We start from the raw sequence: 14,522 nt of genomic DNA, 5'->3' as shown, positions 1-14,522 counted from the left end.
ACTTAATAAATTAGTTTTAACGATTGAGTTTTCCATAAACATAGCCTTCAACATCTAGGGCGAGGTGTTTAAAGCCATAATGCTTAAATTGGGCTAAAATCTCATCCTTTTCTCGGAAGAATTGCTGGAACTGGTCAGGAGAGAGCTCTAGCTTAGCCAATTCATTGTAGTAGCGAACCCGAACGGGATCAAAACCCTTTTGGCGCATATAAGCTTCACTAGCTAGAATTTGCTGGACATTTTTCGGGTTAAGTGGTGTTCCTGTGGGGAAGCGTGAAATTACACTACAGCCACTTGACCGATTCCAATTCGAAATGCCTTCTTCTTTAGCCAGTTGACGGACATCCTCTTTAGTAAAATCACACAGGATTAAGGGGCTTTTGATATCAAACTCTTTACGAGCCTTTAACCCTGGACGATAATCGTTTAAATCATCTACAATCATCCCGTCCACCAAGACATAGTCTTTATTTTGAGCCATAGCGGCCTCTTGAACGGCTTGGTAAAACAACAATTTGCTGTAATACCAAATATTTTCATCGTTTTTTTGAATACGAGGATCTTCTAACTCATTGACAGGAATAAGCTGACTTTCGACATCCATAGCCTGAGCAAGAGCCAGCGCTTCCTGGTCATCCGCCTCACTCACTAAATCAGACTGAATAATGATGGCCAAGGTGTTCTCCTTGCCTAGTAATTTTCTAGCAAGATATAAGAGAAGAGTTGAATCCACTCCCCCAGAGAAAGCAACGCAGACTTGGCCCATTTCTTTTAAGAGACTTTCCAGTTGCTGCAATTTCTTTTGCTCCATAATTACTCCTTACTTATTCTATTTGCGAACCGAACTTTTCTTCAATAACCGCCAAGGCCTTTTGATAGACTTGACTAAGGGCTAAGTGATTATCTCTAGCCAAGTTCACCAAGTCGTCGTATTCTGGAGTGACTTTAATCATCTTTCCATCTAGGTAACCAATTTTAAGTTGAAGCCAACCACCCATTAAGGCCACTTGGGTAAATTCTCTCGCTAAAATCAAGCGTTCGGTATCATAGTAACGAACCCCAAAAGAAGAGCTTTCTTTTAATAAAATTTTAGCCAGCTTTTCCTTGTATTGGGCTGGGGCTAAGACCGTAATAAGAACGCCTGGACGGTCTTTTTTCATCTTTACGGGACTGTAGAAGACATCAAGAACTTCTTCTTGGCTCTCCAACAGGCGCAACAAATAGCCTAATGCTTCCCCCGTCATATCATCGACTTGGCACTCAATCACTGAAACACTTTCCCTAGTGCCAGCTAGTTTTTTTTTACCAAGGCTACTCTTAAGACATTAGGATGGTCAAATTCACGGTCTCCCACCCCATAGCCGATTTTTTCAATGGTTCCTTCAACCACATCCGCATAATCATCAGCTAAAACCTTGGCGAAGGCCGCTCCAGTTGGAGTAGTTAATTCACCTTCCGCAGTAAAAGAGGATAAAGGTACGCCCACTAAAATCTCCATAGTCGCTGGTGCTGGAACCGGATAAAGCCCATGAGCAATTTCAATCTTGCCATGACCGGTAGGCACTTTTGAAAAAGTCAAGTGGTCAACATCTAAATCTTCAAGTGCTAAACACACCCCAATAATATCAATAATGGAGTCCATGGCGCCTACTTCATGAAAATGAATCTCGTCAATTGGCTTACCATGGATTTTCCCTTCTGCGCGAGCGACTTCTTTAAATATGGCTAAACTCCGCTCCTTAACTCGATCAGCCAAGTCACTATCTTCAATTAATTGAAAAATCCCCTGAGCCGAATGATGGTGGTGACCGTGGTGATCATGGTCTTCATCAAGCTCTGTAAAGCTTAAATTGAGTTTATTTGCGGTAATCCCCTTTTCATCTTTTTTGCTAAAAGACATGGAAAACTCATCAATTGGTAATTTATTTAACTCGCTTTCGATATAATGCGGATCTGCCCCTAAGTCAACTAAAGCAGCTAGGGTTAAGTCACCAGAAATCCCATATTCACAATTCACGAATAAATGACTCATAATAATCTCCTTTTTTCATTTAATCTCGACCATTTAATATGTTTTTATTATATCGTTGATCAATAAATTATCAAAGTATAGCGCTTTCTTTTATCATTTTGATTGTGCTAAGTTTAGTATATAATAATCTTATTCATGCCATTAAATGAGCTAAAATAATAGGGGAGTGAACCATAATTGGTGATGAGAAAATATGTCAATAAACTGGATGACGGCTTTAGACAAAATTCATTTGCTTTGTCAATGGATATCCAATCAGATTCTAGCCCCACAAAACCCTTATTGCATAAAGAAGCTCGGTTTTTAATTATTATTTCAGGTCAAGGGAAAATTAAAATTAATAATACTGACTATACTATGAAAGCTGGGCATATTATTGCCTTACTACCTTTTGAAGTTTCTGAAATTGTAGAGATAACCGAAAAAGTAACCTATTATTTACTCGTTTATAACTTTGATCGCATAAAATTTCTAATGAAAGACTATTTAAATATTGATAAGGAGTCATTTGATTTATTCAATTATCTAGAAAATAATCCTTGTAAAAAAATAAGCCCTAAGGGGCGTTATCAAGTCAAACAGATTCTCACTGATTTACGTGAAGAGGTTGGACTAATTTCCACCCACACCAACCAACTATTTCATGACCACCAAGAGTTATCTACTATTCGTAGTTTACTTAAATTAGCAGAGTTTATTATTCTCTATCAAAGAGAAAACCAACAAATAAGTAATTACACCCCTTCTTATAAAGAAATATTTGCTTATTTATTCTACAATGCTTCAAAATCGCTTCATTTAGATGAAGTCGCTAACATCTTTTTCCTGGACAGCCAGTCCCTAGAAGCAGGAATACAAGCTTATGTAGGCATCAGCTTCAAAGAAGTTTTACAAAGAATTCGTGTCTTTAAATGGCTTCATTTACAAGAAAATACTGAGTTAAATCAAGAAGAAATTGCTCTGCTATTAAACTATCCCTACAGTCAAGAAATACAGGAAGAAAGCAAAAGAATTCAGCACTTAAGTCCTGCAGAATGTGAGTCTTACTGGCAATTAATTGAAGTCATTACTCCTATAGCCCTTAAAGAATTGCAACCTAAAATATTAGAATTCACCTACTCTCACTTTACTGATGCGCTTACAATTGAACACCTGAGTCAAAGATTTTCCCTTAACCCCCAAGATATCAATAGCCAACTTATCGCCTATACTGAAAGAAACTTTCAAAACTTAGTCACCCATCTACGAATAAAAAGGGTATGTCAACGCTTACAAGCTGGAGATAAAGACCTTAAAGAAATCGCCAAAGAAACGGGCTTTATTCATGAAAATAAACTCAAGCGTAGCTTCTATACTCTTATGCAAATGACCCCAAAAGCCTACTGGGAAAAATATAAGCAAGAAAAAAGTTCAAGCTGATTGTTATTCTCAGCTTGAACTTTTTCTTTTTACTCGTTAAACGAATTAATCTTCATCGGATAAATTATCAAAGTAACCTTGGATGTAAACGATCGGGGTTCCTTTGTCCCCGCTACCACTGGTTAAGTCAGATAAGGAACCTACTAAGTCAGTAATTTGCCGTGGTGTTGTTCCTAAGCTGACATTTTTACCATCTCTATCCACATCGTCATGTTGGCTAATATAGTCAGTGATGGCATCTTCTAAGGCTTGCCCATTAAGATCACTGAACTCGTTGTCGGCCAAGTATTTTAATTTCACTTCATTAGGGGTCCCTTCAAGGCCACTGGTATAACCAGGGGAAACGACTGGGTCAGCCAGTTCCCAAATATGACCCACTGGGTCTTTGAAGGCGCCGTCTCCATAGACCATGACTTCAATTTTCTTGCCGGTGGCTTCTAATAAGCGCTTTTGCACGTCATAGACAAAGGATTTTGAGTCACGCGGGAAGAGTTTTAATTCATTGTCCCCAGAGAGGTTGGTTCCCAACAAACCGTATTCTTCATTATAACCTGAACCATCAACCGCTTGGGTTAGGATTTCATCTAGACGATAGACCGTCTTAGCGCCAGCTTCTTTAACGGCTTGAGCTGTTTTGAAACGGGTATGAATATCCGATACTAAGACAGAATCGGTATAGTCAAGAATGGCTTTAGCTTGGTTAGAAAAGATGATTTCACATTCAGCGCCTTCTTTTTCCACGCATTCGCGGTAAAGGGCCACATAGTCTACCCCAGTAAATTTATGTTTGATTTCTTCAAAGTGCGAACGGAATTCTGCTTCACTTAGGGTATCTGTCCAAGGGTTAACGCCCGATTTCACCAGAGCTTCATCACTGATTAATTCATTGCCCACTTCATCAGCTGGGTAGGAGAGTTGGATCACAACTTTCTTAGTTGCCCGGGCAACGGCTTGGAGAATATTATAGAAACGATTCCGACTATTAATTGGAAATACTACACCGATACTTTCGGATTGGAATTTTTGGTGGATATCCTTAGCGACAGCATCCAAGCTGGCATAATTTCCTTGGGCTCTGGCATAGATTGATTCGGTAATGGCCACGATATCCTTATCATTAATAGTAAAGGGCGCTTCTTTGGCTGCATGAGTGACTGTATCAACCACAATTTGTGCGAGGTCGTCACCTTTTTTTACGATGGGGGCACGTAGGCCACGTGATACTGTCCCAACAACTCTTGACATATTCATCATCCTTTTTAATTAAATTACTTTGAGTACCTGAACATTTTACCATTATTTTCTCTGACATTAAATCATTTCTTGGTCTTTTACCCATACAAGAAAAAGGAGCAAATCATTTTTCATTTAAGGATTGGTCTTATATAGTAAATAAGAAGCTTATATGACCTAAAGACAAGTAAAAGGAGCGATTAATCGATGGGATTATTAGTTGACGGTAAATGGTATGACAAGTGGTACGATACCGAGAGTACTGGGGGCCACTTTGTCCGCAAAGATTCCCAATTTAGAAACTGGATTACTAAAGACGGCTCACCCGGGCCTACAGGTGAAGGCGGTTTTAAGGCAGAAGCCGGCCGCTACCACCTCTATGTGTCCTATGCCTGCCCCTGGGCTAGCCGTACCCTCATTATGCGGGCACTCAAGGGACTAGAAGATATGGTTTCAATCTCGGTTGTCCATCCCCATATGGGTGAAAATGGCTGGACCTTTGAAGAAGCAGATGGCGTCATCAAAGATCCACTCTTTGACGCTGACTATCTCTATCAAATCTATACCCATGTTGACCCTAATTATAGCGGTCGGGTCACGGTTCCCGTCCTCTACGATAAGAAAACCGATACCATTGTTAATAACGAGTCTTCCGAAATCATGCGGATGTTTAACCAAGCCTTTGACGATATTGGCGCCAAAGCAGGCGACTACTACCCGGAAAACTTGCGCGATGAAATCGACCAATGGAATGATGAAATTTATCCTAAGGTTAATAATGGGGTCTACAAGGCGGGCTTCGCGACTAAACAATCCGTCTATGAAGAAGAAGTGGACCAACTATTTAAGGAATTGGATCGCTTAGAGGACCACTTAAGCCAAGAGGATTACCTGGTTGGAGACCAAATCACTGAAGCCGATTGGCGCCTCTTCACCACCTTGGTTCGTTTTGATTCCGTCTATTACGGCCACTTCAAATGTAATATTAGAAACCTAACCGACTACCCTGCCCTCTGGCTCTACACCCGTAAACTTTATCAATGGCCGGGCGTCAAAGAAACGGTGAACTTCTCCCATATTAAGGAACACTACTACACCAGCCATCCGACCATTAACCCTAACGGCATCGTACCGCTTGGGCCTGATTTAGACTGGTCACTTCCTAATGAATAAAGATTGAAATTATTGCAATAAGCATTCTCACTTGTCTTAGACCTGCTGACCGAATAAGCAGCTCTGAGATTATGGGGATGCTTTTTTACTTTAATAGACCGCGATCAATCAGCTTAGCATCCAAGAACCAATAGGCATGGTAATCGCCACCCAAGGCTTGAAAAGGCACCGGTTCTTGGCCGTGTTCACTTAAATAAGTATTGAGATAATTTTTTAAGATCCAGGCATCTTCCAAGCGTTGTCCTTTTAATTGAAAGACCTGGTCCAAGTAACTTTCACTGGTTTCCAAAGCCTCAGCCAGTTCCTGCTTGCTTAAGCCAGTCTTATTGAAGGCTGTTATAAGCGCCTGTTTAGTTTCTTCTCTTTGAGCTAGGGTTAAAGACATGGTCATCACTTCTCTTTCTAGCTTTATTATAAACTTCGTCCGATAAATAAGAGAATAATCCGCCTAGTCCATGTTACAATACTGGTAAAAATCAAGTGAAAGGCGTGGTTGCATGAAACAAATCATGATTGTGGAAGATAATGATGACATTAATACAATGCTTAAAGACCTCCTGAGTCAGGATTACCAAATCCAACAAGCTTTTTCCGGAACTGAAGCCATCCGACTCTTTGACCAAGAGGACATTGACCTAGTCCTCCTAGATATCCTCCTTCCCGGCATGAAAGGCGACGAAGTCCTAGACTATATTCGTCAAAAAAGCCAAATCCCGGTCATCATGCTGACAGCCCTGGGGGACAAAGACCTGGTCAGTGACTACCTCTTAAAAGGAGCCAATGACTACATCACTAAGCCTTTTAATAATAAAGAAGTCTTAGCCCGAATTACGGTTCAATTGCGGCAAAGCCACCAGCAGACTAAAGATCAGTCAGACCAAGTCATTGACTTTCAAGCCATCCACTTTGATCCTAAGCAGTTCCTTATCTATACCGACCAAAAAGCTATCCGACTAACTAAAATCGAAGCCAAGATCTTCCACAAATTGCTCAACCACCCCAAGCAAATTTTCACCAAGGAGCGACTCTATGAATCCATCTGGCAGGCGCAATATATCGCCGAGGACAACACCTTAAACACCCACCTCTCCAATCTGCGTAAGAAATTGAGTCAATTAGACCCTAGCCAGGACTACATTGAAACCATTTGGGGGATTGGCGTCAGACTAGCAAGGGGGGACCAGGATTGACCCTGCTACTTTGCATCTTATCTTTATTCTTGCTCTACCGCTATCTGAAAATGAAAAAGGCTCTGCAGGACTTAAGCCAGGACATGGCCTACCGAAGAGAAGAACAATCTAACCGCCTACTCACCAGTTCCCTGAATGATAAGGGCCTCCACCAAGTAATTAGGCAGGCCAACCAACTCTTCGATGACTTACAAACTTTGCGGATTAAAAACCTCCAAGAAAAGAATAGTCTCGACCAAGCCATCCATAATATTGCCCATGATATCAGGACTCCTCTCACCGTTACCAGCGGCTACTGCCAGCAGCTCTTAGATTCAGGAGGCAGTTTAGACTCGATTGAAAAAGAAAAGCTACTGAAAATCAACCAACATCTCAGCCAAGTAGCCCACCGCTTAGAAGAATTACTTAGCTATCAAAAACTTATCGAAGGTCAAGTCCAAGTGAAGTTTGAGCCAGTAAACCTTAGCCAAGCGGTAAAGGAAAACTTACTCCATTACTACGACCGGCTTAATGATGATTTTCAAATTCACTTAGCTATTGAAGAAGCTTGCTATATTGACAATAACCCAGACCTATTGAACCGGATCCTGGATAATTTACTGGGTAATGTGATTAAGCACGGGCACTCCACATTAAATATCCAAGTCAAAAAAGACCAGGATGAGGTCCGCTTGACTCTGTCAAATCAAAGTCAGCAAGCCGTCCAACATTTAGACCAATTAACCAAGCGCTTCTACGCAGAAAACCTTGCCAACGACCAACTTTCTTCGGGCTTGGGCTTGTTTATCATCCAAGAATTAGTTGATCTCACTAAGGGCCAACTGACCATGACCTACCAAAACGGCCGCTTCACCAGCCAACTCACTTGGCCAGTCAGTCAACTTAAAGATTAAAAAATAACCGACCTCCAGACTTAGAGGCTTATTCTAAGTCAACGAGGTCGGTTTTTCATTACTATTAAATGGCTAATTTTAGAAATCGCGCTGTTTAAATGACATTAAGGCGATTAAAAGGCAGACTGCAATCACTAAGAGAGCTAAGGGGGTAAATTGTAAGAAAAATTCACTATCCAAAGTTAAGGCGCCAGCCTGGTTAAGCATACTTTGGAAATTCAGGTAGGCTAAAATTTTACTTTCAGCAAAGTAAACAATCTGAACGACCGTTAGTACCAAGGGCACAACGATAGTCGCTAAGATACTCCACACATTGGAAAGAGTTAGGAAAATCACCAGCATCGTTACCGCAAAGACTCCTTGGAGGGAGAGGTACTGCACCAAGAATACCCTGATAAAATTACCAAGCCACTCTAAGTTTAAGGGATCAAAGCCATTCGTAAATCCTGCTACCAGGTAGGTCGTTCCGTAATAGAAGATGAATTGCAGGGCTGTCACCATAAGGAAAACACTATACTTGGAAAAGAAGTAATGAGTCCTAGACATCCCGCTACTAATAATATTCTTTAAGGTGCCACTATTCAAATCAGCGCCCACAGTCATATAAAAGAGCGGGAGAGAGAAATAGATTAGAAAGGCTGCCATGGTTGACATCGCCATAAGGGCTTGATGACTAGTCCAGGCCATTTCTTGGATCACTTCGGTTCTTTGGGCGATTTCCTGAGCATTTTGCTCACTAACAGTCATCGAAAAAACACCCTTATCCCAAACACAAAAGGCGACCACCAGAATCAAAACCAGCTGGGTAATATAAAAGCCCTTGCTATGAAATAATCGATAAAAATCTGCTCTTAACATGGTCTATTGGTCTCCTTTCTCTTCGACAATTCCGGTGAAATAATCTTCTAAGTTTTTGTGCGAAAAATAAATGGCATCGATAGGCACATCTGCTTGACTAAATAGCTGGATGTAGGGCTGAATCTTTTGGTCAGAAGTAAAAATGTGAATGGTTTCTTCATCCACCACTTTAAAATTCGATTGCCCTTGTTCAGACAATAAGCGGCTGGCCTGGGGCACTTGACTAGTTTGTAAGACAATATACTCCCGGTTCATTTGCTCAAATTCCTCTTTAGTCATTTCTTGGATAAGTCGCCCCTGGTTAATGAAGCCGAAGCGGCTAGCTGTTTGATAAAGTTCAGAAAGAATATGACTAGAAATGATAATAGTCATTTGCTTTTCCTGGCTTAGCCGTTTAACTAATTGACGGAAATGGCTGATGGCAATTGGGTCTAAGCCATTGATGGGCTCATCGAGGATGAGTAGGTCAGGCTGGGTTAATAAGGCAATCCCAATGCCTAATTTTTGTTTCATCCCCATGGAAAAGGATTTATAGGCTTTCTTGCGGTCTTGGGTCAGGCCAACCAAGTCTAAGGTTTCCTTTACCACCCGGTCTTCATCCACAACCCCACGTAATTTACAATAATAATGTAAATTTTGCTCTGCAGTTAAGGCGTCATAGGCCACGGGACTTTCAATGACTGCCCCAGTGCGTTCCAAGGCCTTGGTCCACTCCCGGCTACTTCCTGAATGGAACAAGGACACTTTACCCGAGCTTGGTTTGATCAAACGGACTATCGCTTTGAGCAGGGTGGTTTTCCCTGCTCCATTGCGGCCAATTAAGCCATAAATTTCTCCTGCCTTAAGACTTAAAGACACTTGGTCTAAGGCTACTTGCTTGCCATAAGTCTTGGTCAGCTGGTCAACTCTTAGCACTTCTTCCATGCTAATCCCTCACTTTCATATCTGATCTCTTCTTGACACTGTTTATTATGCCAGCCGCTTCTCAATAGATTCCCAAGCAATTCTAAAGACTTTCTAAAGAAATGGAAACAGACAAAAAGGAGCTGTGACTGGGGCCTGCTTTTCTATTGCTTAGGCAGGATTTTTCCACTTGGTTACAGCTCCCTTATTGTTATTCAGTTTTTATCCACAGACTGCTCTCTCATACAGACAGTTTTAGAGTTTTTCCTCAAAATATCCCCAAGGAGGATTTTTCTAGGCTTTTTGGAAAACAATATCCACTAATTCTTCCGCACTGATATCACCGAGGTATTTATTTAAATCTAAATCGCTTAGAGCATCAATCATGGCTTGACGGTCGTATTTAACTCCCTCCAAGCTTTCTTCCACATCAGAAATTTCTCCTAGGCCGAAGAAGTCCCCGTAGATCTTCGCTTGACTAATGAGTCCCTTAGAAACATTTAAACGCAAGTCCACAAATCCGAAGGGAAATTTATGCGAGGCTTGAATATCAAAGTCAGGGGATTGGCCATAATTCCAATTCCAGTTTCCCATCCGTTCAGCCCGTAAATCCATGACCCCTTGCCAAATTTCAGGGGTTAATTTTAGCTCAGGGACTTCTTCACGACTTTCAACCCCAAAGATTTCTAGTAGAATCCGGTCACGAAACTCTTCTGTGGAAAGGTTCTTATACTCTTCGTCGACAAAGGGTTTGATATTGGTTACCCGTGAGCGAACCGACTTAATCCCTTTAGATTCGAATTTTTCTTTACGGGGTTTCAGGGCATTGTTAACCTCATTCAGGTCAGCATCAAATAAAATGGTTCCGTGGGCAGTCATCCGACCGTCCTTAGCGTACATAGCGTTACCGGAAAATTTTTGGTCGCCAATCACTAAGTCATTACGACCCTTTAGGGCAGCGCCTTCTACCCCCATCTTGTGGAGGGCATCGATAACCGGTTTAGTAAAGGAAGCAAAGTCACGGAAACTGCCATCATCATCTTTAATAAAGCAGAAGGAAAAGTTACCCCGGTCATGATAAACTGCTCCCCCACCAGACATGCGACGAACCACTTGGATATTATGCTCATCCACATAACGTTGGTTAATCTCTTCATAGGTATTTTGGTTGCGTCCAATAATAATTGAAGGATCATTGATATAAAATAGTAGGATGGGTTCATCGACTAGGCGGTTTTCAACTAAATAGGTCTCCAAGGCAATATTAACCGAAGCATCGTAGTGATTATTATTATCTACAAAAATCATTGTTTTCCTTCCTCTCATGACAATTCATATTTAATAAATCTTACCAGAGCTTATTATAGCAAATTTAACTGATAATGAAAGCGGTTGATAAGCCAAGGGCCAAGAAAAAACTCCCCCTAAAGTTTTTAGCTTGTTTCAAGTTAACTTTAGAGGGAGTGCCTTATCTTAGTAGCTTATCTTCAATAAATTTCTTTAAGATAAGATGACTGAATTTATCAAATCACCTGAGTTTTCACTGTTTAATCCGTCGCTTGGATTGCAGTGGGCAGGTTGGTCTCACTATTTTCTGGCAAGACTTGTTGGTCATCGATTTTTTCGGCTTCAGTATTTTCTGAATTGACTGCTTCAGTAAGCACATTTTCTGCTAGACCTTTCTTGTCCTCACTATGATCTAAGGACGGATTGTGATTGCTTTCAGAAGTTAACTTGGCCCTTTCTTGCTCACGGGATTTGAGCACAGCTTCCACTGCAGCAACTTGGTCAGGACTTAATTCACTGGCCTTTTTAGCTTGTCCGGATTCTGGCTTATAGACTGTCAGCTTATATTCCGTGCCGAAGATTTCAAAGATGTAGCCTCCAGCAGTTCTGGATTTTACTTCTTCAGGGTTAAAGCCATGAGAAGCTAGAAAGGCTTCTTTTGCCGTTTCAATCCGTTCAGCATCGTTTTTTTGCTCGGCAGCCGCTTTTGAATCGGTGGCCGGCTCATTATCTGGAGCCTTGCTATTTCTTTGCTGCAAGACTTCTTCTACCGCGGCAATTTGTTCTTTTGAGAGTTCAGACTGACTGAAGTACTGGTTGCCTTGGTCAAATTGGAAGAGGTATCCCCGTGAAAAGCGGCTAAGCACCTTATCTGCTTGGAAATTCTTCAAGAAAAGTTGCCGTTCAATTTTTTCAACTTGGTAATCGGATAAAGCTTCAGCAGGGTAGACCACGGACTTTCCATTCACTTTAAAGTGGTAACCATCGTCATCCTTGCTTATCACTGCTTGAGGATCAAGTGCTTTTCTAGCTAAGACCGCTTCGACTGCAGCAATTTGCTCCGGTCTTAATTCAAATGGATAGACATAAAATTCCTTGCCATTTTCACCTTCGAAGACGTAGCGGTCATCACGCTTGTCAGGCACAACACTTTCTGGATCAATTTGAGGGCTTTGGTTCTTAGTTTTTTCAACTGCTATCCCCTGTTCTTCCATCCATTCTTCCACTTGGGCAAGTTCATAGCCCTTTAATTCGCCAAATTCAATATAGTGGGTATGGGCATGGCCATCTTCTCGGTGCTCGGTGGTTACACCATGGTCATCCACCCCTAAGATATTATCCTTACTGAAAACATAGCCTTCAGATCCAGTATTATAAGGTCCCGCTTGGAGCCCCTTTCCAAAAGCCTTATACTTTTTACCATTAAAGGTTACATAGAAATCCTTGTCATCCGCCGATTGATTATGAGGGACACCAAAACCATTTTTAGGTGGCATTTTAGCTTCAGGATGAGCGATTAAATAGCGCATACTTGCCTTAGCCTTTTCAATTTTTTCCTTATCTTGGTTAAACCAAGCATTTAAATGGATATTTTCGATTTTGTGCCAGTGATCAATATGGTAAACCAAGAAAGCCCCATTTTCTTCTCTTTCCGGATAGGCCATTTGTATATTCACTGCTGCCAATTGCTGAGGGGTAAAGAGGCCTTCAGGAATAGGGGTAGCTTGTGGCTGCTCTGCTACAATTTCTTCCTTCTTCTCATCTTGGTCATTTTTAGAAGAACTAAATGAAACAGTTTCATAGTCTATCGGTAAAGTAATCTCATCAAGTTTTTTAGCAATCGTTTTATCCGCGAGAACAGCAAATAACTGGTCACCATCACGTAAAACCTCTTTATCTTGGAGACCATGTGCCAATTTGAACTGACTCAATTTTAATCCTAAAATATAGTCTTTATATTCTTCAACAGTAGAAAAATCACTCGCTCTTAGATAGGAAGGATAATCGGATAAATTCTTCAGATGACTATGATTACCATGCGGAACAATGACTTTATTGCCGGTTACTTTAAGATCGGCCTTATTAATCCCACTTTCCAGGGCGATTAAAGAAAGTTTCTTATCGATTTCATCAGCAGAATCCTGACTTGCTTCGACAAACTTAATTACCTTTTTCCCGCTATTCACATAATCCTGTGCTTGACGAATCTCTTCATCATCCAAATCAGCAAAGGGAACATAGTGACTGTGATCACCATGTTGGGTGATAAATCCCTTACTGTCATACTCTACGATCGACTCTGGGCTAAAACGATAGCCGTCATCAGTGGTATAGGTTTTATGATCTTTACCTTTAGCCGATTTAGCGATTTTTTGAGCCAGAGCAAGGAAGTTTACCTTATCTTGGTCTTTCTCCTCTTGGCTATTCTCCAGCTGGCTGGCTGGCTTCTTAGACTCATCTGCTTGACTATTTATCTCTTCACCATGGGAATCTGAAGGTTTACTTTCTTGATCGGTTTTCCCAGCTTGGTAAATATAAGAAGGATTGTTGAGATGAGCCTCCGTTGCAGCAATTTCAAGAGCGGATAATTCTTGCAAAGGAATCACATGATGATGGTCACCATGGGGATGAACATAGCCAAATTTGGTCTTGCGTGTCACTTTCATCGGATCGAATAATAAGCCATCCCCTTCCCTATGGCGTTCTTTTAGAGGAAGAGCGTAGAGTTCGTCCAACATTTGCTCTAAGGTTTTTTGACTATTTGCCTGACTTTGGTTTAGATCTTTTTGCGGCTGTGCTTCACTTTCTTGAGGATGGTCGATTTGGCTAGGTTTAAAGCCTGGTTTATTCACTTGCGGGCGAACTGGGTCTAAGGGCTTAATGACTTTTTCAGTCTGCTCTTGCTCTGCCCCCGCTTGCCCGCTACTCTTATTAAGATATGCCTTGGCTTGGGCGCGCTCATTAGCACTTAAATCATCCTTAGGGACATAGTGGAAATGATCGCCGTGCTGACAGATATAACCATCGCCTTGGTCGGAAACGATAGATTCGGGGGTAAAGATATAGCCATCGTCGGTAGTATAACGTCCCTGACGTCGCGCTTCTTCTAAGGGGCTCAAATCCTTCCCTTGATCTTTTTTGCCTTGGCCATGGTCCTGGTTTTTCTGCCCTGCTGGCTCTTTTTGCCCAGGAGATGCTTGGTCTTTTTTCTCAGGCTGTGGACCCGTTTGCGGTTTCTTATTAGATGCTGTCGTTTTTGAATGGTCTTTAGGCGCTTGATAATTGTAGTTTCCAGACTTTAAATAAGCTTCAGTGGCTGCAATTTCCAAATCGGATAGTTGGTTAAAAGGAATAATATGGAAGTGGTCCCCATGGGGAAGGACATAGCCAAAGTTATTTCTTTTGGTGACCTTAACCGGATCAAAAACTAAGCCATCAGACTCCACATGGCGTTGATTCATTGGCAGCTTATAAAGTTGGTCTAATAAACCGTCTAAGCCAGGCCGTTGTCCCTGACTTGCTTGGGGGGATTGC

General features: G+C 41.5%; 13 protein-coding genes. 4 read left to right on the top strand and 9 right to left on the bottom strand.

All coding sequences use genetic code 11. The annotated features are described in order from the left end of the window. Positions 1 to 16: 16 nt before the first annotated feature. Genes larE through larC form a run of 3 tightly spaced genes read right to left on the bottom strand, consistent with a single transcriptional unit; the run spans position 17 to position 2,032 of the window. Positions 17 to 811 (bottom strand): ATP-dependent sacrificial sulfur transferase LarE, encoded by a 795-nt coding sequence (gene larE, locus DBT49_RS01415; RefSeq protein ID WP_070559512.1) that lies wholly within the window; start codon positions 809 to 811, stop codon positions 17 to 19. A 13-nt stretch (positions 812 to 824) separates the two neighbouring features. Next, positions 825 to 1,268: a nickel pincer cofactor biosynthesis protein LarC2 gene (larC2, locus tag DBT49_RS09745; RefSeq protein ID WP_083300478.1), complete on the bottom strand. Its 444-nt coding sequence runs from the start codon at positions 1,266 to 1,268 to the stop codon at positions 825 to 827. 23 nt (positions 1,269 to 1,291) lie between these two features. Then, on the bottom strand, positions 1,292 to 2,032 hold the full coding sequence (larC, locus tag DBT49_RS09740) for a nickel pincer cofactor biosynthesis protein LarC (protein ID WP_070559513.1): 741 nt from the start codon (positions 2,030 to 2,032) through the stop codon (positions 1,292 to 1,294). A gap of 183 nt (positions 2,033 to 2,215) precedes the next feature. Here larC and DBT49_RS01405 point away from each other — a divergent pair, with 183 nt between their 5' ends. Beyond that, a complete protein-coding gene (locus DBT49_RS01405) occupies positions 2,216 to 3,451 on the top strand; it encodes an AraC family transcriptional regulator (RefSeq protein WP_102695256.1) in 1,236 nt (411 codons plus the stop codon). Between the two features lie 45 nt (positions 3,452 to 3,496). On the opposite strand, the gene DBT49_RS01400 is transcribed toward DBT49_RS01405, so the two are convergent. Further along, positions 3,497 to 4,696, bottom strand: a complete 1,200-nt coding sequence (locus DBT49_RS01400; protein WP_070559515.1) for a coenzyme F420-0:L-glutamate ligase — start codon at positions 4,694 to 4,696, stop codon at positions 3,497 to 3,499. 195 nt (positions 4,697 to 4,891) lie between these two features. On the opposite strand from DBT49_RS01400, the gene DBT49_RS01395 reads away from it, so the two are divergent. Continuing rightward, entirely contained in the window at positions 4,892 to 5,857 is a 966-nt protein-coding gene (locus DBT49_RS01395) for a glutathione S-transferase family protein (protein WP_111846112.1), read from the top strand. Between the two features lie 85 nt (positions 5,858 to 5,942). Here the strand turns inward: DBT49_RS01395 and DBT49_RS01390 are convergent, their stop codons facing one another. Then, the gene (locus tag DBT49_RS01390; protein ID WP_224786524.1) at positions 5,943 to 6,248 is read right to left on the bottom strand and encodes a DUF2316 family protein; all 306 of its coding nucleotides are present in this window, start codon (positions 6,246 to 6,248) and stop codon (positions 5,943 to 5,945) included. 106 nt (positions 6,249 to 6,354) lie between these two features. Here DBT49_RS01390 and DBT49_RS01385 point away from each other — a divergent pair, with 106 nt between their 5' ends. Both DBT49_RS01385 and DBT49_RS01380 read left to right on the top strand, forming a co-directional pair. Continuing rightward, a complete protein-coding gene (locus DBT49_RS01385) occupies positions 6,355 to 7,047 on the top strand; it encodes a response regulator transcription factor (protein ID WP_070559516.1) in 693 nt (230 codons plus the stop codon). Next, entirely contained in the window at positions 7,044 to 7,940 is an 897-nt protein-coding gene (locus DBT49_RS01380; protein ID WP_111872427.1) for a sensor histidine kinase, read from the top strand. Before DBT49_RS01385 ends, DBT49_RS01380 begins: the two co-directional genes overlap by 4 nt. 78 nt (positions 7,941 to 8,018) lie before the next feature. Here DBT49_RS01380 and DBT49_RS01375 read toward each other — a convergent pair whose 3' ends face one another. From DBT49_RS01375 to DBT49_RS01360, 4 genes are all read right to left on the bottom strand, one after another. Further along, a complete protein-coding gene (locus DBT49_RS01375; protein WP_070559518.1) occupies positions 8,019 to 8,798 on the bottom strand; it encodes an ABC transporter permease subunit in 780 nt (259 codons plus the stop codon). Between the two features lie 3 nt (positions 8,799 to 8,801). Beyond that, positions 8,802 to 9,722, bottom strand: coding sequence for an ABC transporter ATP-binding protein (locus DBT49_RS01370; protein ID WP_070559519.1), 921 nt, complete (start codon positions 9,720 to 9,722; stop codon positions 8,802 to 8,804). A 273-nt stretch (positions 9,723 to 9,995) separates the two neighbouring features. Next, positions 9,996 to 11,009: a lipoate--protein ligase gene (locus DBT49_RS01365; RefSeq protein WP_070559520.1), complete on the bottom strand. Its 1,014-nt coding sequence runs from the start codon at positions 11,007 to 11,009 to the stop codon at positions 9,996 to 9,998. A gap of 239 nt (positions 11,010 to 11,248) precedes the next feature. Then, positions 11,249 to 14,449, bottom strand: coding sequence for a pneumococcal-type histidine triad protein (locus DBT49_RS01360; protein ID WP_407648531.1), 3,201 nt, complete (start codon positions 14,447 to 14,449; stop codon positions 11,249 to 11,251). Positions 14,450 to 14,522 lie beyond the last annotated feature (73 nt).

The organism is Aerococcus mictus (assembly GCF_003286595.3).
Lineage (GTDB): Bacteria > Bacillota > Bacilli > Lactobacillales > Aerococcaceae > Aerococcus > Aerococcus mictus.
The sequence above is the reverse complement of the archived record's forward strand: the minus strand, read 5'-3'. Positions and strand labels throughout refer to the sequence as shown.